Consider the following 19,838-nt stretch of genomic DNA (forward strand, 5'->3'; position numbering starts at 1 on the left):
TTGTGCATGTCCGCCCTGATCGAACGCCGCCCCGGCCAACGCCACGGCATTGCCATCGAAACCACTGACGCGGCGCACCTTGCCGCGAGCCGACGACGACTCACGGCGACGCAGCGACGCTGGCTCGGCGAGAACGGCTTCGAGGCCACGCCGGGTTCGTTCGTGCTGCTGCCGGATGCCGCCGGCAAACTCGCGCGCGTGCTGGTCGGGGTGAATCCGGAAGACCCGCTGGCGGCGCTGGCCGGGTTGCCGTGCAACCTGCCCGACGCGGACTACCAGCTCGCCGGCGAAGGCGTGCTGGCCGATCCTTCGCTGGCGGCGCTGGGCTGGGCCCTGGGCGCCTACCAGTTCACCCGCTACCGGCCGGCGACGCGTGCCCCGGCGCGACTGATCTTGGCCGCCGACGAGCTGGCGCGGCTGGCTCCCTTGGTCGAGGCGACCCGGCAGGTACGCGACCTGGTCAACACGCCGACCGAGGACATGGGGCCCGAGCAGCTCGGCGCCGCGATCAAGGCGCTGGGCAAGACGCATAAGGCCAGGGTGCGCGACTGGGTCGGCGACGAGCTGCTCAAGGCGAACTTCCCGACCATCCACGCGGTGGGTCGCGCCAGCCATCGCGAGCCGCGGCTGATCGAGCTGAGCTGGGGCGCGGGCGACGATCCCAGGCTGGTGATCGTCGGCAAGGGCGTGTGCTTCGACACCGGCGGCCTGAACCTCAAGGGCGGCGACGGCATGCGCTGGATGAAAAAGGACATGGGGGGCGCGGCGCACGCGATCGCCCTGGCCGGTCTGATCATGCAGGCGAAGCTGCCGGTGCGGCTCACCTTGCTGGTGCCCGCGGTGGAGAACGCGGTGGCCGGCAATGCGATGCGTCCGGGCGAGGTGATCACCACCCGTGCCGGTCTCAGCGTGGAGGTGGACAACACCGACGCCGAAGGCCGGCTGATCCTGTGCGACGCGCTGGCCTACGCCGCCGAGCAGCGGCCCGACCTGATCATCGATTTCGCCACCCTCACCGGGGCCGCCCGCGTGGCGTTGGGGCCGGATCTGCCGGCACTGTTCGCCAACGACGACGCGCTGGCCGCGGCGGCGTTGCAGGCCGGCACCGCAGTGGCCGACCCGCTGTGGCGGATGCCGCTGTGGCGGCCCTACCGGCGCATGCTCGACTCGTACCTGGCCGATTTCGCCAACGCCGGCCCGTCGCGCCACGCCGGCGCGATCACCGCGGCGCTGTACCTGGAGCGCTTCGTGCCCGAAGGCATGCCGTGGCTGCATCTGGACACTTACGCCTGGAACGATGCCGACCGCCCGGGCCGCCCCCGCGGCGGCGAGGCGATGGGGTTGCGCGCGATCTTCGCGCTGCTGCAACAGCGTCATCCACCACGATGACGGCGGTCATGCGCAATGCCGATCGCACGGATGCCTTTCCTTGGAGTTAATTTTCTGTAACAGTCGTTGCGGGCGGACAGCGGCGGCGTTGTAAATCCGGCAGTCCAATCCGGGTCGGCAGCCATCCCCGAGGCCACGTCCAGACGCAGAAGCATGCATTTACCACGGCCAGGTCGAGCAAGGAGGTGCTTCGCCTGGCATTTCAGGATGCGGTTCCGCATCCAGCGTTGCGCACAAGAATCGCATCGCAGACCGCTGTACTTTGGGAGGGGCACACACATGAAATACCACTTGAATCACCTGTCGCTGGCCGTGCAACTGGCGCTGGGCGTGGGCCTGTGCACGGCAGCCGGTGCCATCCATGCGCAGGATTCGACCGCGGGCGACAGCCCGGCAGCCCAGCAGACCTCCGCGCAATCTGCCACGCCAGAGAAGGCCAAGACCCTCAAGGCCGTGGTTGTCACCGGCTCGCTGATCCGGCGTGTCGACGCCGAGACCGCCAGCCCGGTAGTGACGGTGGATCGCGCCACGATCACCAACGCCGGCAACCCGACGATGGGCAACGTGCTGCAGCAACTCCCCAGCATTTCCGGCAAGGCCACCAACCCGCAGAACAACAGCAACGGCGGCGGCATCGCCAGCCCCTCGCTGGAAGCGGGCGGCGGCGCCTCGCGCATCTCGCTGCGCGGCCTGGGCATCGAGCGCACTCTGGTGCTGATCGATGGCCAGCGCATGGCCAACCCGGACGTCAACATGATTCCGCAGAGCATGATCGAGAGCGTCGACGTGCTGGCCGAGGGCGCCTCCACCGTGTATGGCTCCGACGCCATCGGCGGCGTGGTCAACTTCAAGCTGCGCAAGGACTACCAGGGCGCCGAACTCAGCATCAACGAGGGCATCTCCGGCCACGGTGACGGCCAGCGCCATGGCTTCACCCTCACTGGCGGCATGAATGGCGACCGTTTCAACATCGTCGGCGGCCTCAGCTTCAACAAGTACGACCCGGTGCTCGCCACCCAGCGCAAGTACTCCGCGCACCAGTTGTACCTGTCCAGCGGCGTGGCTTCCCCGGCCGGCTCCAGCACGATCCCCACCGGCAAGATCCAGACGCCCGCGTCGATCGCCGCCAAAGCGGCAGGAACCTGCCCGACCCAGTACATCACGCTCGGATCAGGCAACGGATCGAGCGTGAGCGACTACCGCTGCGACCTCGGTGGTCCGGATGCCTACAACTACAACGCGTTCAACTATATCCAGACCAAGCAGCAGCGCACCGATGCCTTCGTGCTCGGCAGCTACAAGCTGGCGGACAACCTGACGTTCTTCTTCGAAGGCTTCTTCAACCATACCCAATCGGCCGGCCAGGACGCGCCATCGCCGACGGCCGCCGGTGTCACCAACGACGGTTGGTATGTGTCCAAGAACAACCCGATCAACCCGTTCGGCGTCACCTTCGGCACCGATCCCGCCGATCCGACCGATCCGCTTGGTGGCTATGGTTTCAATACCCGCCTGACCGGCGTGGGTACCCGCCTGCACACCTATGACACCAAGAACGTGCAGGTGAACACCGGCCTGCGCGGCGCCTTCGGCAACAGCAGCTGGAGCTGGGCCGCCACCGTCGACTACGCCCATGCCAACCGCCTGCAACGCGACTACAACGAAGTCAACATTGCGGCCTTCCAGGCCGCGATCAACAGTGGCGTCAACGTCTTCGACCAGGCCAACCAGACCGCCGCGCTCAAGGCCGGCGTGGACAACCCGGTGTACGTCTTCACCAACTCCACCAAGCAGGTCCAGCTGGACGCGAATGGCGAATTGTGGGAACTGCCGGCCGGCACCATGCAATTGGCCGTCGGCGGCCTGTACCGCCAGCGCACCATGAACTACACGGTGACTCCGGACGCGGTGCTCAATCTGAACACCGGCGGCTGCGAAGTGCTGCAGGAAGCCTGTGGCTCGCCCGGCCATGGTCGCGACAACGTCAAGGAGCTCTATGCCGAAACGCTGATTCCGTTGCTGTCGCAGCAGCCATTCGCGTATTCGTTGAACCTCGATCTGGGTATCCGCGCGTCGGACTACAGCACCACCGGCACCACCACCAACAAGAAGATCGCCATCGAATGGCGGCCGATCGCCGACCTGCTGGTGCGCGGCACCGTGTCCCAGGTATTCCGTGCGCCCAACCTGGACGAACTCTATGACGGCGTCACCCTGGTCCAGCCCAGCCCCTCCGACCCCTGCGCGCATCTCGACGCAGCCACGCTCGCCCAGCACCCCGTGGCCTGCCAGTACGTGCCGGTCCAGTGGGCTGGCAACAGCCCTCTCCAGGTCAACACCTACTACGCGGGTGCCAACACGGTGGGTGCAAAGCTCAAGCCGGAACAGGGCAAGTCGATCGACCTCGGCTTCGTCTATAACCCGAGCTGGATGGAGGGCGTGTCGACCAGCGTCGACTTCTGGCATATCTACCTGCGGGACCTGCTTACGCCGATCGAGGCGTCGACCGTGCTCAATGCCTGCTTTGCCAACGACAGCAGCCCGTTCTGCTCGCTCATCCACCGCCTCGACAACACCACCAAGCAGCCGGGCAATATACGCGTGATCGACACGCCGGTCGTGAACCTGGGCAACCTCAGTACCAGCGGCGTCGACTTCACCCTGAACTACAAGATCCCGCATTTCGACCTTGGCAGCATCGATCCGGGCAATTTCAGGGCCGCCCTCTCCTCGTCCTATACGGCCACCTACAAGAACAACTCGGCACCCGGTCTGCCGGGCGGCGAAACGATCGACTACGCCGGCACCTACACGACCCAGTTCGGCAACCTCTCGCGCTGGCGCGGCACGCTCACGCTCAACTGGCAGAAGGACAACTGGAATGCGCAATGGCAGTCGCGCTACATCAACCACGCCACCAACCTGCACGCCGACGTCGTCACCGGTGCCAATGCACCGATGGGATCGGTGATCTACCACTCGATCCAGCTGGGCTACAAGGTGCCGTCGATCCACACCACGTTCGATATCGGCGTGGACAACCTGTTCGATCACGCGCCACCGCTGGTCTACCAGAACGGCGGCAACTACAACGTCGACGTCTCCACCTACGACGCGATGGGCCGCTACTACTGGGCCCGGGCCACGCTGAAGTTCTGATCGGCCGACCACGTCGCACCGCTCCACCGCAAACCTGAGAGGTTGTGATTTTTCAACCTCTCAGCCCGGCCACGGCGAGGGCATGGATGCCCGAGTTGAGGCAACGCAGGAGCAGTTGCCCGATGGCCGGTCGCGGATCGGGCACGCAAGTGCCTGATTCGCGTGAGTGAGTCCGGACATGTGCCGGACTCACGATAGAAGAAAACCACAGGAAGTGGTTTTCTTCACAAACCCTGAGGGCCGCGAGATACTTCGCGGCCCCTCTTGCATAATGGTGGCTCGCACACTCGACTAAGCAGGCATGCCAGAGCCCACCAACAGCCTTGCAGACGCGATCATCGCCGCCTACCAGGCTGGCGACATGGAGCGTGTCGTCGCCCTCGGCGAACGGACCGCGCCGACCAGCGAAGCGGCCCTGCTGTGGCTGGGCGTGGCGCGGCAGAGCACTGGCTGCTACGCGCAGGCAGCGATTACCTTCCGGCAGCTGGCACAGCTGCGGCCGGAGATTTCCGCCTACTGGAACAACCTCGGGCTGGCCTGCCGCCAGTGCGGCGACCTGGCGGGCTCCGAGCAGGCCTTGATGACGGCCCACTCGCTGGCGCCGGACGATGCCGAAGTGCATTACAACCTCGGCCTGCTGCGGCTCCAGCAACGGTGCTGGGTGCTTGCGCGGCAGTCGCTGATGGAAGCCGTGCGGCTTGCCCCAGCGTTCATCGACGCGCGTCTGCAGGCCGCGCATGCCTGCCATGTCTGCGGCGACAACGATGGTCAGCAGGCGATGCTGGCCGGCGCCACGGACTGGCCGGCGCAGGCCGGCGAACAGGCCTTGCTGCTGGCCGCGATGCTCTCGGCGCAAGGCGATCTCGATGGCGCACTGCAGAGTCTTGCGCGCGCGCAGCTGCCCGATGGCAGCGCTGCCGCCGCCCTGCAACTGCGCATCGCCGCACAACGGGTGGCGCTGTACGAGCGCAGCAACCAGCTGGAACGCGCGCGCGAAGCGTTGCAGCAAGTGCCGCTGGACCGGCTCGAACAGCTGCCGCCGGACGCCGATGAAACCCGCGCCGAAGCCTGGAGCGCACACGCCGCGATCGCCGTGCGCGATGCGGATCACGCCGGCGCCGCGACGCATTGCCGCCATGCGCTGATGCTTGAGCTGGACGAACAGCACCGCGCCGCCGCCGCCTTCGGCCTCGCCGCCGCCAGCGATCGTCTGGGTCGACACGCCGAGGCCTTGCAGGCGCTGCAGGTCGCACACACCGCGCAACTGGCGATCGCCCGGGACGTGGTGCCCGAGTTGATGCAGCCGCACAGCCCCCCGCTGGCGATGACGGCGCAGCGGGTCGACCGCGCCATGTTCCAGTCGTGGACGCCGTTGCCCGTGGCGGCGGATGTGCACTCGCCGATCTTCGTGGTCGGTTTCCCGCGCTCGGGCACCACGCTGCTGGAGCAGATGCTCGATGCCCATCCGGACTTTCGTTCAATGGACGAGCGCGCCTTCATCCACGATCTCACCGAGCGCATGGAACTGGCCGGCCAGCGCTACCCCGACGACCTGGGCAAGCTCACCGCAGATGAAGCCGGGCAACTGCGCGCGATCTATTTCCGCCGGGTCGCGCAGGTCGTGCCGGACCTGGGCACGCGCCAGCTGGTGGACAAGAATCCGCTCAACATGCTGTGCCTGCCGATGATCATGCGGCTGTTCCCGCGCGCACGCATCATCCTGTGCCTGCGGCATCCCTGCGATGTGCTGCTCAGCTGCTACATGCAGCCGTTCCGTTCGCCCGCCTTCATGGTGATGTGCTCGTCGCTGCAGCGCCTGGCCGAAGGCTATGTGCAGGCCTTCGAGCAGTGGCAGCAGCACATGGAGGTTTTCGCGCCGCGCCTGCTGGAATGGCGTTACGAATCGGTGGTCGGCGGCTTCGAGGACAGCGTGGCCGAACTCGGCGAATTCCTCGGCGTCGAGGACGCCGCGCCGATGGCGCGGTTTTCCGAACATGCGCGCGGCAAGCGTTACATCAGCACGCCAAGCTACGCCCAGGTGACCCAGGGCATCAGCCGCGCGGCGGTGAATCGCTGGCATGCCTATCGCGACGTATTCGAGCCGGTGCTGCCGACCTTGCGCCCGATCATGCAGCGCCTCGGCTATGTCGACTGATGCGAGAATCGGATCATCATTGCCGTCCCTGCGAGGCAACGGACCACCCATGAGCAACTCGCCTGACAAAACGGCGGACGCCTGCCGCACGGCGGCGCGACAACAGGCGCTTCGAGGCGACCGGGGCGCCGCGGAAAGATCATTCCTGAGCCTGCTGGAGCGGCATCCGCAGGATGTCGAGGCACTGCGCTTCGTGGCCGATTGCCAGTCGGCGCGAGGGGAGCATGCGGCAGCGATGCAGAGCCTGCAGGCCGTCACCAGGGTGGCGCCGGAAGACCCGGCCGCATGGGTCCAGTTGGCCGCCACGCAGATGGCGGCGGATGATCCCCGCGGTGCCGTCGCCAGCTTCGGCCGCGGGCTCGCGCTGGCGCCGCGGATGTTCGTGCCGCGCCTGCAGCTGGGCATCGCGCTGGAACAGCTGGGGCAGCCGCACGACGCGTTGAAGGCGTACTTCATGGCCATCGAGAGTGCGCATGGCATGGGCCGCTGGCAGGACGACGCCACCACCGCGCCCGGGCTGCGCGATACCGTGAAGCACGCCGTCGACTACGTCAACCGGGAGCGGCGGGCACTGTTCCGCCGCGCGCTGGATCCGCTGCGCGAGCGCTATGGCAGTGCCCAACTGACCCGCGTGGAGCGCAGCCTCGCGATCTATTTCCTCGACCTGCCTGCGAACATTCCCGACCCGCGACAGCGGCCGAAGTTCCTGTATTTCCCGGACATCACCAGCCAGCCCTATTACCCACGCCACCGCTTCCCCTGGCTGGAAGCGCTGGAAGCGGCGACCGACAGCGTGCGCGACGAGCTGCGCGCCGTGCTGTCGGAGGAACGCGCACTGGAATCGTTCCTGGGCGAAGCGCCGCCGGATGCCATGCAGGGCATGCTGGGTTCGTCCGGCGATCAGGAGCCGGCGTGGGATGCGTATTTCTTCCATCGCCACGGCGAGCGCCGGGACGCGCACCGCGCCCGTTGCCCGCGAACGGCAGCCCTGCTCGATGCGCTGCCGCTGGTACGCATCCGCGACCATGCGCCCGAAGCCTTGTTCTCCGTGCTCAGTCCCGGCACGCACATCCTGCCGCACACCGGCGTGACCAACACGCGACTGGTCACCCACCTGCCACTGATCGTGCCGCCGGATTGCGCGATCCGCGTAGGCGGCCAGGAACACGCGTGGCAGGAAGGCCGCTGCGTGACATTCGACGACACCTGGGAGCACGAGGCGTGGAATCGCAGCGGGCAACGGCGGGTGGTGCTGATCGTCGACAGCTGGCATCCCGACCTCAGCGAGGTGGAACGTGCCGCCGTGACCGACCTGGTCGAGGCCATCGGTGATTTCAACCAGTCCTGCAAGCTGCCCGACACCCCGCTGCAAGCGGGTCGATCAAGTACGATGAGCGTTTGATTACGACGCAAGGATGGGAGCAGGCGATGCAGGATCGACCTTCATTCGACGACCTGATCGAGCTGTTCGACAAGTACGGCGGGACGCCCGAAGTCTATTTGTCGCAGCACTACCGGCGCTTCATCACGACCCTGGACGAGTTCTGCTCGACCTGGACCGACCGCGGCCGCAACCGCGTGCTCGACATCGGCGCGCACTGGCTGCACCAGTCGATCATCTGGCGCCAGGCCGGCTTCGAGCTGACCGCGGTCGATCTGCCCGGCACGTTCGAAGAGCAGAGCGTGATCGACATCGCGGCGGATTTCGGCGTGCGCCTGCTGAAGTGTCCGAACCTGGAACTCGCGCGGGAGCTGGAAGCGCTGCCGGATGATACGGCCGACGTGATCCTGTTCACCGAGATCATCGAACACATCACGTTCAACCCGGTGGCGCTGTGGCGCCAGCTCTATCGCGTGCTGGCACCGGGCGGCCGCATCGTGGTGACCACGCCGAACTACTACTCCGCCAAGGGCCGCGCGTGGCGCCCGCTGCGGTTCATCACCGGCATGGGCGGCGGCATCAGCGTCGACGAGGTGCTGGCCGTTCACACCTACGGACACCACTGGCGCGAGTACAGCCGGCGGGAAATGTTGCGCTATTTCAAGCTGCTCTCGCCCGACTTCGTCGTGGTCAAGGCACGTGCAATGCCCACCTACGCGCTGTCCGTCGTATGGTGGAAACGCATGCTGCAACTGGTGCTCGACCGAATCCCCCTGTTGCGACCGAACCTGCACGTCGAGATCGCATTGCCGGCGAAGAACCAGGGCATCGTGGCCCGGCCACACTGGTGACACCCGCGACGGCGCGAATCAGGCGAGCATCCTGGCAACGGCGGCCCTGCAACGGCGTGGGCGCCGCCGGGCCGACGAGCCCGACGGCAAGCCGGATCAATGCACGACGGCGGGTTCGGCGGCGGCAGGCTTGCCCGGGGCGGCCCCATCCGCGCTGGCCAGCGTGCTGAACTTGCCGCCGTAGGGCAGCACCTCGCCGGCCAGCCCGGGATCGGCCTTGATCATGCCGATCGCGTCGAACAGGATGTGCGCGGTTTCGTTGAGCTCCACGTCCTTGGCCTTCTTGGCATCCTTCTCTTCCTTCAGCTCGCTCTTCAGGCTGCGCTCGTTCGCGTTGAGGCCGTCATCGAGCGTGTCGCCAGCGTCGATCAGCGCGGCATCGCTGCCATCGATGGCCACGTGCCTGGCGCGAAAGTCGGTCTGGATCTTTTCCTGCTGCTTGCGCTCGGCCTCGCGCGTGGCCAGGTTCAGCGAGATCGAGGTCATGTCACGCATCTTCCGGTACTGCGCCAGCTCGTCGAGCATCAGCTTCCAGGCCGGCGACTTCGCCACGCGCTCGACATGCCGCTTGTCCAGTTGCGGCAGGAAGGCGTTGAGGTTCGCCACCGGCTTGTAGTCGGCGGGGGCGATCTGCGTCCATGGCAGTGCGTTGTCATAGGTCGACTCGCCGAAGTCCTTCTCGTCGCCGTTCTTCGGGTATTCGATGTCCGGCGTCACGCCCTTGAGCTGGGTGGAACCGCCATTGATGCGGAAGAATTCCTGGATGGTCATCTTCAGCTCGCCGAGCTTGGGTTTCTCGCTGTCGCTCTGGGCGAACTTGTCCAGGTCGACCAGGGTCTGCACCGTGCCCTTGCCGAAGGTCGGCTCGCCGACGATCAGGCCGCGGTGATAATCCTGGATCGCCGCGGAAAAAATTTCCGACGCAGAGGCCGTGCCGCGATTGACCAGCACCGCCATCGGGCCGCTCCAGGCCATGCCCGCCTCGTCGTCGCCCTGCACCTGGACCTCGCCGTGCGAGCCGCGCACCTGTACCACCGGACCCTTGTCGATGAACAGGCCGGTCATCGAATCGGCCTCGGCCAGCGAACCGCCGCCATTGTTGCGCAGGTCAACCACGATGGCCTGCACGCCTTCCTGCTTCAGCTCGCCGATCAGCTTGGCGACGTCGCGGGTGGTGCTGCGGTAATCCTTGTCGCCGGCGCTGCGCGCGCCGAAGTCGGAGTAGAACGAGGGCAGGTCGATCACGCCGATCTTGCGGGTGACGTCGCCGTCCTTGATGTCGATGACCTTCTTGCTGGCGGCAGCATCCTCCAGGTTGATCTTGTCGCGCACCAGGGTGATCAGCTCATGCTTGCCGTCCGGGCCGGCGTCGACCGGCAGCGTTTCCAGCCGCACCACCGTGCCCTTCTTGCCGCGGATCAGCGCGGTCACGTCATCGATGCGCCAGCCGACCACGTCGACCATCGTGCCCTTGTCGCCCTGGCCCACCGCCACGATGCGGTCGCCGGGCTTGAACTTGTGCGACTTCATCGCCGGGCCACCGGGAATCAGCTTGACGATCATGGTGTAGTCGTCGCGCGATTGCAGCTGGGCGCCGATGCCCTGCAGCGAAAGGCTCATGGCGATGTCGAAGTTCTCGGCCGCCTCCGGACCGAGGTAGTCGGTGTGCGGGTCGGTGGATTCGGCGTACGCGGTCATGAAACTCTGGAACGCATCAGCGCTGTTGAGCTGCTTGATCCGTTCGATGTAGCCGCCGTAGCGCTTGTCCAGCGTCTTGCGGATGTCGGCGTCGTCCTTGCCGGCAAGCTTGAGGCGCAGCCAGTCGTTCTTGGTGCGCTTGCGCCACAGGTCGTCGGCGGCGGCCTGGTCCTTCGGCCAGGCGGCATTCTTGCGATCGACGTCGTAACTCTCGTCGCGAGTCAGGTCGAAACCGTCCTTCAACAGGCTGCGCGCATAGGTCATGCGCTGGACCGCGCGCTGCACGTAGAGATTGAAGATCGAGAACGGCGCGGACAGGTCGCTGTTCCAGATGGCGTCGTCGAGCCTGGTCTTCAGCGGCGCGAACTTGTCCATGTCCTGCTGGGTGAAGAACACCTTGTCGCCATCCAGCTGCTTGAACCAGGCGGTGTAGATGCGCGCCGACATCGCATCGTCCAGCGGCTGCGCGTCGTAGTGGAAACGGGTCAGGAAACGCGCGGACAGTTGCGCAGCCTGCGCCTCTTCGGGTGTCGGCTGCAGTGGCCAGGTGGCCGCCTTGCGCGGTTTGGGACCCGCACCGAGATCGGCGGCCGACTGCGCGAACACGCAGCTGGCGGAGAGGGCAAACAGCAGGACCAGCGCGGGACGGAATTTCATGGATGCTCTCAGACTGACTCGGTGACGCCGGCTGCATGGGCCTGCAGGTCGGCATGGTAGGACGACCGCACCAGCGGACCGGAGGCGACGTGATGGAAACCCATCGCCTCCCCTGCCACGCGCAGTGCGTCGAATTCTTCGGGAGTCCAGTAACGCACCACCGGATGATGGTGCGGCGTGGGCTGCAGGTACTGGCCGATGGTGATCATCTCGACGTCATGGGCGCGTAAATCGCGCAAGGTCTCCAGCACCTGCTCCTGCGTCTCGCCCAGGCCGAGCATGATGCCGGACTTGGTCGGCACGTCCGGATGCTGCGCCTTGAAGCGCCTGAGCAGGTCCAGCGACCACTGGTAATCGGCGCCCGGACGCACTTCGCGGTACAGATGCGGCACGGTTTCCAGATTGTGGTTGAACACGTCCGGCGGGAAATCCTTCAGCACTTCCAGCGCGCGTTCCATGCGGCCCTTGCCGCGGAAATCGGGGGTCAGGATCTCGATGCGGATGTGCGGGCTGGCATGGCGCACGGCGCGGATGCAACTGGCGAAATGGGCCGCGCCGCCGTCGCGCAGGTCGTCGCGATCGACCGAGGTGATCACCACGTATTTCAGCCGCATGTCGGCGATGGTCTGTGCCAGCCGCGCTGGTTCCAGCTCGTCCGGCGGCTGCGGACGGCCATGCGCCACATCGCAGAACGAGCAGCGCCGGGTGCACACCTCGCCTAGGATCATGAAGGTGGCGGTGCCCTTGCTGAAGCACTCGTGGATGTTCGGGCAGGACGCCTCCTCGCACACCGTGACGAGGGAATTTTCGCGCAGGCGCGCCTTCAGCTGCTGCACCGCATTGCCCTGTGGCAGGCGTACGCGGATCCAGCTCGGCTTGCGCAGCGTCGGCACGGCGGTGTCGAAGCCGGCACGATTCAGCGCGATCTTGTCGTTGCCAAGCTGCTTTTCCGCGACGGGCGCGCCGGCGACGATGCTGATCGGAATGACCTTGGAGGAAGATGCAGAGGTTTCGCTCATGTAGAAGGCTCAGACCGCTGCGCGAGCGGGGAGTTCGGGAATCAGGGGAGCGGCCGGTTCGGCAGCGAAGCCGAACTGCCGGCAAAACTCGCCGATCAGCACCTCTTCGACGTCCGCCAGCCGCGACGAACCGCCCAAGTCTAGCAGTTGTGTGACCGCCAAACCCTTGTAACCGCAAGGGTTGATGCGCTGGAACGGCTCCAGGTCCATGGCCACGTTGAAGGCCAGCCCGTGGAAACTGCAGCCGCGCCGCACGCGCAATCCCAGCGCGGCGATCTTGGCCTCGCCCACATACACGCCGGGGGCGCCCTCGCGCCGGACCGCGTTCACGTTCCAGTGCGCCAGCGTGTCGATCAGCGCCTGTTCGATGCGGTGGACCAGCTCGCGCACGCCCACCCCGACCCGGCGCAGGTCGATCAGCGGGTAGCCCACGATCTGGCCCGGGCCGTGATAGGTCACCTGGCCACCGCGGTCGACCGGAATCACCGGGATATCGCCCGGCGCCAGCACGTGCTCCATCTTGCCGGCCTGGCCCAGGGTGAACACCGGGTCGTGTTCCAGCAACCACAGCTCGTCAGGTGTATCGGCGGTGCGGTTGTCGGTGAACGCGCTCATCGCCTTCCAGGTCGCCGCGTAGGGCTGGCGACCGAGGCGACGGATTTTTAGCGGGAGGGATTCGGGATTCGGGATTCGGGATTCGGCGTTCACGGGCTGTCTTGCGGTGTTTTCTGAGAGTGATGACGGCACGCCCGAGATGGCGTCGGTCCACCGCCTTTGCAAATCCCGAATCTCCAATCCCGGCCGTTCACATCGTGTAGCGGATATCCGGGCTCTCGCGCAGCGCCCGATGCGCCGCCTCGTACTGCTCACGGCTGTCGCAACGGAAACTCACCGTGACCGAGACGAAATTGCCGCCGCCGGAATGCCGGTGCCGCACGCTTTCGTGCAGCACGTGCAGGCCGGCACGCTCCAGCAGCTGCGGCACGTGGGTCGGCAGGTTGGCGCTGGCATGGCCGACCGCGGTGATCTCGAACTCACCGGGAAACTGGAAGCCCTTGCCGTCCCGCTTCGCCCCGCTGAAGTCGATCGGCTGCATCACTTGCCGCCCGGGGCCTGTTCGGTGTTGCCGCTGTCGTGATGGAACCACAGCAGGATGCTGTCCCACAGGCGCGAGAAGAAGCCGCCCTGCGGTGCATCGTTCAGCGCGATCAGCGGCACGCTCTGCACCGGCTGTCCGTCCAGCGTGACCCGCAGCGTGCCGACCTGCTGGCCCTTCTTGAACGGGGCGATCAGGGTGGCGGGGATGTCCATGGTCGCCTTCAGCTTGTCGTACTCGCCGGTCTTGACCGTGACCAGCACGTCGCTGGCCACGCCGATCGGCAGCTGATTCGCCGCGCCCTTCCACAACCGCGGCGTGGCCAGCGGCTTGCTGGTGTCATACAGCTTGTGCGTCTCGTAGAAGCGGAAGCCGTAGTTGAGCAGGGCCATCGCCGAATCCGCGCGCGCCTTGTTGGTGCTGGCGCCCATCACCACGGCGATCATGCGCTCGTCGCCGTGCTTGGCCGAGGCATCCAGGCAATAGCCTGCCTCGGCGGTATGTCCGGTCTTGATGCCGTCCACCGCCGGATCGCGCCACAGCAGCTCGTTGCGGTTTTGCTGCTTGATCCCGTTCCACTCGTATTCCTTGATCGCCGAGATGGCGTAGTCGGTGGGGAAATCGTGGATCAGCGCGCGCGACAGGATCGCGATGTCGCGCGCCGAGCTGTAGTGGTTGGCCACCGGATAACCCGAGGCATTGGAGAAATGCGTGTTGACCATGCCCAGTTGCTTGGCATAGGCATTCATCAGGTTGGCGAAGGCATCCTCCGAGCCGGCCGTGTGCTCGGCCAGCGCGATCGCCGCGTCGTTGCCCGACTGCACGATCATGCCCTTGAGCAGATCCTCCAGCGGCACCTGGCTGCCCAGCTTGAGGAAACTGGTGGAGCCGTCGGTACCGGCGCCGCCGCCACGCCAGGCGTGCTCGCTGATGGTGACCATGTCGTTGGGATGGATGCGGCCGTTGGCGATTTCGGCGGAAACCACGTAGTCGGTCATCACCTTGGTCAGCGAGGCCGGCGCGCGGCGCGCGTCCGGATCCTTCGAAGCGAGGATCTGCCCGGTGGCGTAGTCCATCAGCACCCAGCTTGCGCCATCCACCTCCGGCGGCGGCGGCACCGGCGCGGGCGGCACCACCGGGCGCGGCACCGGCGACGGGTGGGGCGGCGCCGTCTGGGCCGCGGCAACACCTGCCAGCATGACGGTGGCGGCAACAAGCATCAGGGAACGTCGAAGGAAATTCATCGTGGTTTCAAGTCCGGTTTCTTAAGTTCGGCGTGGCGGGCGCCGGGGTGAGGGAGAAGCTTGCGCAAATCCTGTTCAGTCTACCGCGACCTGGGGTTGCGGCAGGCCCATCTGTTCAATCCGGTGGCTGACCTCGTCGGCGCGCTCCACGCTGGCCAGCGGACCGATCCGCACGCGACGCAGCTGGCGTCCGTTGACTACGCTGTCGACGACCTGCACCGTACCCAGGCTGGCCTCGCGCAGGCGTTGCGCCAGCCGGTTCGCATTGGCCACATCGGCAAATGCGCCCACCTGCAGGTAGATCCCGGGATGTCCGCTTGTGACCGCGGCAGGCGGCGGCAGTTCCTGCCCGGGATGGGCCGGATCGATGCCGCGCACCTCGACCAGGCCGGTGCCCTTGGGCCAGATGCCGATCTTCACCGCGGCAGCGTAGGACAGGTCGATCAGCCGGTTGTCGTGGAACGGACCGCGATCGTTGACCCGCACGATCACGCTCTTGCCGTTCTCGAGGTTGGTCACACGCGCATAGCTCGGCAGCGGCAGCGTGGTGCTCGCGGCGGTGAACGCGTACATGTCGTAGGTTTCGAGATTGGACGTCTTGTAGCCGTGGAACTTGTTGCCGTAGAACGAGGCGATCCCGCGCTCGTCGTAACCCCGCGCCGTCGGCAGCACCCGATAGGCATGCCCGAGGACGGTATACGGCGACTTGTTGCCGTAGAGCGAGTGGGCTTCCACCTTCGGCACCGGCTCGGGCAATTTGCTCACATCGATCGGTGACGGCACGCTGTCATTGCCGTCCCGGTAACGGCTGGACTGTGGCTGGTTGAGATCGTCATGGAAGCGATCCGCGCGGGCATCGACGCGGCCGCCAGCGGTGCCGGCGGTGCCGCCGGCAGGCGCGGGCCGCGTCTTCGTGCCGCTGCAACCGACCAGCAGCATCGTTGCCAGCAGCGCTGCCGCGCACAGCCCTCTCATCGTGCGGTGTCCGCCTGCGCCACGCCGGCGGCGATCGCTTCGGCCAGTTGCTCCACCGCCATCGCATACAGTGGGCTGCGGTTGTACCGCGTGATCACGTAGAAATTCTGGAAGGTGAACCAGTACTCCGGCCCGCTCGGCCCCTGCAGGGTCTGCAGGCTGGTCAGCCGACCCGGCGACAGCGGCTGCAGCGGCGCGTAGCCCCAGGCCTCGAATTGCTCCAGCGGCCACTGCGGCGTGGCGTCCTTCACCGCGACCGCCTGCGCCGACGCATCCGGCTGGGCCCGCGCCACTACCGGCGCACCGCTCTCCCAGCCATGCTGGTGGAAGTAATTGGCGATGCTGGCGATGATGTCGTCGGCCGAATCGTGCAGATCGATGCGGCCGTCGTGATCCTCGTCGACCGCGAAGTCGCGGATGCTCGAGGGCATGAACTGGCCCCAGCCCTGCGCGCCCGCATAAGAGCCCATCAGCGTATCCAGCGGCCCCGCCAGCTTGCTGTCGGGCAATTCCAGCAGCGTCTTCAGCTCTCCGCGGAAAAATTTGGCGCGCGGCGGGTAATGGAACGCCAGCGTGACCAGCGCGTCGAGCACCTTGTAATGGCCGACGATGCGGCCGTAATTGGTTTCCACGCCGATGATCGCCACCAGATACTGCGGCGGCACGCCATATTCGCCGGCGACCCGATCGAGCAGCGCACGATGCGCCTGATAGAACGCGACTCCGCCATCGATGCGCGCGGGCGTCATGAAGATCGGACGATAGTCCTTCCACGGCTTGCCCTCGGCCGGACGGCTGATCGCATCGAGGATGCTCTGCTGCATCTTCGCGCCATCGAGCAGCGCAGCCAGCGCCTGCGGATTCTTGCCGGTATCGCGCGCCACCTCGCGCACCAGCTCGGCCTGGCCCGGATGAACCGCAGCCAGCGCCACGTTCGTCGCACCGATCCACAGCAGTCCCACGGCAAGCAGGCGGCGGAGCGGATTCAAGGCGGAATTCTCGGTCATGCAGGGCCTTCACTGGCGAAATAATCTGGATCGCCGAGAGCCTATCATGCAGGCTAGGGCAACTTCGGGCGAGCGGCGGGCACGCCCATGGCAACACTCAAATGTGCGTCTTGCGATTGGCATGGATCGACATCAGCACGCCGAACCCGGTCAGCAGCGACACCGCCGACGTGCCGCCATAGCTGATCATCGGCATCGGCACGCCGACCACCGGCAGCATGCCGGCGACCATGCCGCCGTTGACGAACACGTAGACGAAGAAACTCATGCCGATCGCGCCGGCGAGCAGCCGCGAATAGGTGTCGCGGGATTCCATCGCGATCCACAGGCAGCGGCCGATGATGAAGGCATACAGCGCGATCAGCGCGCAGACGCCGATCAGGCCGAACTCCTCGGAAAACACCGCGAAGATGAAGTCGGTGGTGTGCTCGGGCAGGAAGTCCAGCCGCGATTGCGTGCTGTGCAGCCAGCCCTTGCCGAACACGCCACCGGAACCCACCGCGATCTGCGACTGGATGATGTGCCAGCCGTTGCCGAGCGGATCGGATTCGGGGTTGAGCATGGTCAGCACGCGGTCGCGCTGGTACTGATGCAGGAAATGCCAGCCCACCGGCACCATGCCGACCACCGCGCCCACCAGCAGGCCGATGCGCCACCAGGCCATTCCGGAGAGAAACAGCGCGAATGCGCCCGCCGCGGCCACCAGCACCGCGGTGCCCAGATCCGGTTGCTCGGCGATCAGCCCTGCCGGAATCGCGATCAGCAGACCGACGATCACGATATCCTTCCAGCCCGGCGGCAGCTGGCGCGGATGCAGATACCACGCCACCATCATCGGCATGGTCAGCTTGAGCAGTTCGGACGGCTGGAATCGCATTACGCCCAGATCCAGCCAGCGTACCGAGCCGCGGCCTTCGCCGAGGATCGCCACCACCACCAGCAAGGCCGTGCTGCCGGCGTACAGCCACGGCGTCCAGTTGCGCAGCACCGACGGAGGAATACGCGAGACCAGCAGCAACAGGGCGCCACCGAGCACGAACCGGGCGGCCTGCCCGCCGACCAGGGCGAGGCTGCCATCGCCAGCGCTGTAGAGCGTGACCAGGCCGACGATCGCCAGCAGCAGCAAGGCGGCCATCAGCGGCAGATCGATCCGCGGCCGGGTCAGTATCCGACGCAGGAATCGGCGTGAGCGCGCATACAGTGCCTCGATCATGGATTGGCTCCGCTGGATGCCTGGGCCGGCAGGTCCTCGATGTCCGGCGCCGGCACGGCCGTCGTTTCCGGCCGCGCCAGCGCCGGCGACGCGTCGGTCGGCAGACGCGGACTGCCCGGGATCACGCCATCATGGGTCTTCAGCCACGCATCGAAGATCTTGCGCACGATCGGCCCGGCATCGGAGCCACCCCAGGCACCCGCCTCCAGCACCACCGCCGCCGCGATCTGCGGGTTGTCCGCCGGCGCATAGGCCATGAACCAGGCGCGATGCCGCGAGGCCAGATAGGCGGTGTTCTTGTTGGTGTTGTACGCGTCGGTGGTGCGCGAGTAGCGTTCGGCGGTGCCGCTCTTGCCGGCGATGGCGTAGGGGAATCCGCTGTTGAGTCCCTTGCCGGTGCCACCGGTGATCACCGCGCGCATGCCCTGGTTGATGACGTCCCAGTCCGACGGTTTGACGATCAGTGACGGCCCCGGCGGATTCGGCAGTTGTTGTTGTTTCGTATCGCCCACGGCCCGGGTCGCCATCACCAGACGCGGCAGATAGGGCACGCCATGTCCGGCCAACGTGGCCACCGCGTGGGCCAGTTGCAGGGGCGTGACCGCCCAGTAACCCTGGCCGATGCCGGCGATCACCGTCTCGCCGGGATACCAGGGTTGCTTGCTGTGCGCCGCCTTCCACGCACGCGATGGCAGGATGCCGTCGGATTCGCCGATCAGGTCGACGCCGGTCTTGCTGCCGAAGCTGAAGCGGCTCATCCACTGACTGAGCCGATCGATGCCCATGTCCAGTGCCAGCCGGTAGAAATACGTGTTGGTCGACTTCTCGATGGCGGTGACCATGTCCACCGTGCCGTCGCCGCCGCGGGTATCGTCGCGATAGCAGCGCTTCTGCCCCGGCAGGCAGAACTGGCCGGTGGAAAGCACCGTGTCCGACGGCCTGCGCAGGCCGAGTTCGAGGCCGCCCAGCGCAAGGAAAGGCTTGATGGTCGATCCCGGTGGATAGACGCCGCGCAAGGCACGGTTGTACAGCGGCTTGTCCGGATCCTTCGTCAACGCGCCGTAGTCGGCCTGGCTGATGCCGTTGACGAACAGGTTCGGATCGAAGGTCGGCACGCTGACCATCGCCAGCACCTGGCCGTTGCGCGGATCGATCACCACCGCCGCGCCAGGTCGACCATCGAAGGCGGCTTCGGCCGCTTTCTGCACACGGACGTCGATGCTCAGGTACAGGTTCTTGCCCGGTGTCGGCGGGTGGGTTTCCAGCACGTGCTGGGTGCGGCCATCGGCATTCACCTCCAGCAGTTCGTAGCCGGGCTTGCCATGCAGCAGGTCTTCGTAGGAGCGTTCGATACCACTGCGACCGACATGGCTGGTGCCCTGGTAGCGGTCCGGATCGAGCCGCTGCAGATCGTCCGCGTCGATGCGCCCGACATAGCCCACCACATGCGCGAACAGGCCGCCGAACGGGTAACGCCGGGTCAGGTAGGGCACCACGTCGACATTCGGGAAACGCCAGCGATTGACCGCGAAGCGATCGATCTCGTCCTCGGTCAGATGCATTTTCAGCGGCACGCTGTCGAAGCGCCGGCTCTGTCTGAGTTGCTTGTTGAACGCGTCGATATCGTCCTGGCCCAAGGGCACCACCTTGCCCAGCCGGGCCAGCAGGCCCGGCATGTCCTTGACCTGCTCGGGCACCACTTCGAGGCGGAACGCAGGCACATTGTCGGCCAGCAGCACGCCATTGCGATCGTAGATCAGCCCGCGCGCCGGCGGAATCGCACGCGGCTTGACGCGATTGTTGGTGGAACGGGTGACGAACTCGGCGTGACGCGATACCTGCAGCACCACATAGCGGCCGACCAGCCCGCTCAGCCCCAGCAGGATCAGCACGAAGCCGGCCAGGGCGCGACGCCGGAACAGATCGCTCTCGCCGCGGGCATCCTTGATCGTGCGCCGGATCTTCATCTCACTGGTTCATGTCTCATTGATTCA

At 66.3% G+C, this 19,838-nt stretch carries 14 protein-coding genes; 5 read left to right on the forward strand and 9 right to left on the reverse strand.

All coding sequences use genetic code 11. From position 1 onward, the window contains the following. Positions 1-6 precede the first annotated feature (6 nt). From B0E47_RS06290 to B0E47_RS06310, 5 genes are all read left to right on the forward strand, one after another. Positions 7-1,389 (forward strand): leucyl aminopeptidase family protein, encoded by a 1,383-nt coding sequence (locus B0E47_RS06290; protein WP_077513151.1) that lies wholly within the window; start codon positions 7-9, stop codon positions 1,387-1,389. A gap of 279 nt (positions 1,390-1,668) precedes the next feature. Then, positions 1,669-4,548 carry a TonB-dependent receptor gene (locus B0E47_RS06295; protein ID WP_077513152.1) on the forward strand — a complete coding sequence of 960 codons (2,880 nt, stop codon included), beginning with the start codon at positions 1,669-1,671 and terminating at the stop codon, positions 4,546-4,548. A 301-nt stretch (positions 4,549-4,849) separates the two neighbouring features. Then, positions 4,850-6,703 carry a sulfotransferase gene (locus tag B0E47_RS06300; protein ID WP_077513153.1) on the forward strand — a complete coding sequence of 618 codons (1,854 nt, stop codon included), beginning with the start codon at positions 4,850-4,852 and terminating at the stop codon, positions 6,701-6,703. Between the two features lie 49 nt (positions 6,704-6,752). Beyond that, on the forward strand, positions 6,753-8,105 hold the full coding sequence (locus tag B0E47_RS06305; protein ID WP_077513154.1) for an aspartyl/asparaginyl beta-hydroxylase domain-containing protein: 1,353 nt from the start codon (positions 6,753-6,755) through the stop codon (positions 8,103-8,105). Between the two features lie 26 nt (positions 8,106-8,131). After that, positions 8,132-8,935 (forward strand): methyltransferase domain-containing protein, encoded by an 804-nt coding sequence (locus B0E47_RS06310; RefSeq protein WP_077513155.1) that lies wholly within the window; start codon positions 8,132-8,134, stop codon positions 8,933-8,935. Between the two features lie 96 nt (positions 8,936-9,031). Here B0E47_RS06310 and B0E47_RS06315 read toward each other — a convergent pair whose 3' ends face one another. The 9 genes from B0E47_RS06315 to mrdA all read right to left on the reverse strand — a co-directional run bounded on the left by B0E47_RS06315 (position 9,032) and on the right by mrdA (position 19,811). Beyond that, on the reverse strand, positions 9,032-11,290 hold the full coding sequence (locus B0E47_RS06315; RefSeq protein WP_077513156.1) for a carboxy terminal-processing peptidase: 2,259 nt from the start codon (positions 11,288-11,290) through the stop codon (positions 9,032-9,034). A gap of 8 nt (positions 11,291-11,298) precedes the next feature. Next, on the reverse strand, positions 11,299-12,309 hold the full coding sequence (gene lipA, locus B0E47_RS06320; protein WP_077513157.1) for a lipoyl synthase: 1,011 nt from the start codon (positions 12,307-12,309) through the stop codon (positions 11,299-11,301). 9 nt (positions 12,310-12,318) lie between these two features. Continuing rightward, the gene (gene lipB, locus B0E47_RS06325) at positions 12,319-13,017 is read right to left on the reverse strand and encodes a lipoyl(octanoyl) transferase LipB (protein ID WP_077513158.1); all 699 of its coding nucleotides are present in this window, start codon (positions 13,015-13,017) and stop codon (positions 12,319-12,321) included. A gap of 97 nt (positions 13,018-13,114) precedes the next feature. Next, positions 13,115-13,405: a DUF493 family protein gene (locus B0E47_RS06330; RefSeq protein ID WP_077513159.1), complete on the reverse strand. Its 291-nt coding sequence runs from the start codon at positions 13,403-13,405 to the stop codon at positions 13,115-13,117. Next, positions 13,405-14,649 carry a D-alanyl-D-alanine carboxypeptidase family protein gene (locus B0E47_RS06335; RefSeq protein WP_077513160.1) on the reverse strand — a complete coding sequence of 415 codons (1,245 nt, stop codon included), beginning with the start codon at positions 14,647-14,649 and terminating at the stop codon, positions 13,405-13,407. The genes B0E47_RS06330 and B0E47_RS06335 overlap by 1 nt, the downstream gene beginning before the upstream one ends. A gap of 75 nt (positions 14,650-14,724) precedes the next feature. Beyond that, entirely contained in the window at positions 14,725-15,624 is a 900-nt protein-coding gene (locus B0E47_RS06340; protein WP_077513161.1) for a septal ring lytic transglycosylase RlpA family protein, read from the reverse strand. Continuing rightward, entirely contained in the window at positions 15,621-16,631 is a 1,011-nt protein-coding gene (mltB, locus tag B0E47_RS06345; RefSeq protein WP_077513162.1) for a lytic murein transglycosylase B, read from the reverse strand. The genes B0E47_RS06340 and mltB overlap by 4 nt, the downstream gene beginning before the upstream one ends. Before the next feature lie 97 nt (positions 16,632-16,728). Beyond that, positions 16,729-17,844 (reverse strand): rod shape-determining protein RodA, encoded by a 1,116-nt coding sequence (gene rodA / locus B0E47_RS06350; RefSeq protein ID WP_077513163.1) that lies wholly within the window; start codon positions 17,842-17,844, stop codon positions 16,729-16,731. Next, on the reverse strand, positions 17,841-19,811 hold the full coding sequence (gene mrdA, locus B0E47_RS06355; RefSeq protein ID WP_077513164.1) for a penicillin-binding protein 2: 1,971 nt from the start codon (positions 19,809-19,811) through the stop codon (positions 17,841-17,843). Before mrdA ends, rodA begins: the two co-directional genes overlap by 4 nt. Positions 19,812-19,838: the final 27 nt, after the last annotated feature.

Origin of the sequence: Rhodanobacter sp. B05 (assembly GCF_002001085.1) — a bacterium.
Classification (GTDB): Bacteria; Pseudomonadota; Gammaproteobacteria; order Xanthomonadales; family Rhodanobacteraceae; genus Rhodanobacter.

Bases quoted from the DNA above. Each gene is read 5' to 3' on its own strand.
- mltB (WP_077513162.1), bottom strand. From the start codon at position 16,631: ATGACCGAGAATTCCGCCTTGAATCCGCTCCGCCGCCTGCTTGCCGTG.
- B0E47_RS06330 (WP_077513159.1), bottom strand. From the start codon at position 13,405: ATGCAGCCGATCGACTTCAGCGGGGCGAAGCGGGACGGCAAGGGCTTC.
- mrdA (WP_077513164.1), bottom strand. From the start codon at position 19,811: ATGAAGATCCGGCGCACGATCAAGGATGCCCGCGGCGAGAGCGATCTG.
- B0E47_RS06305 (WP_077513154.1), top strand. From the start codon at position 6,753: ATGAGCAACTCGCCTGACAAAACGGCGGACGCCTGCCGCACGGCGGCG.
- lipA (WP_077513157.1), bottom strand. From the start codon at position 12,309: ATGAGCGAAACCTCTGCATCTTCCTCCAAGGTCATTCCGATCAGCATC.
- B0E47_RS06340 (WP_077513161.1), bottom strand. From the start codon at position 15,624: ATGAGAGGGCTGTGCGCGGCAGCGCTGCTGGCAACGATGCTGCTGGTC.
- B0E47_RS06310 (WP_077513155.1), top strand. From the start codon at position 8,132: ATGCAGGATCGACCTTCATTCGACGACCTGATCGAGCTGTTCGACAAG.
- B0E47_RS06315 (WP_077513156.1), bottom strand. From the start codon at position 11,290: ATGAAATTCCGTCCCGCGCTGGTCCTGCTGTTTGCCCTCTCCGCCAGC.
- B0E47_RS06290 (WP_077513151.1), top strand. From the start codon at position 7: ATGTCCGCCCTGATCGAACGCCGCCCCGGCCAACGCCACGGCATTGCC.
- B0E47_RS06295 (WP_077513152.1), top strand. From the start codon at position 1,669: ATGAAATACCACTTGAATCACCTGTCGCTGGCCGTGCAACTGGCGCTG.
- B0E47_RS06300 (WP_077513153.1), top strand. From the start codon at position 4,850: ATGCCAGAGCCCACCAACAGCCTTGCAGACGCGATCATCGCCGCCTAC.
- rodA (WP_077513163.1), bottom strand. From the start codon at position 17,844: ATGATCGAGGCACTGTATGCGCGCTCACGCCGATTCCTGCGTCGGATA.
- B0E47_RS06335 (WP_077513160.1), bottom strand. From the start codon at position 14,649: ATGAATTTCCTTCGACGTTCCCTGATGCTTGTTGCCGCCACCGTCATG.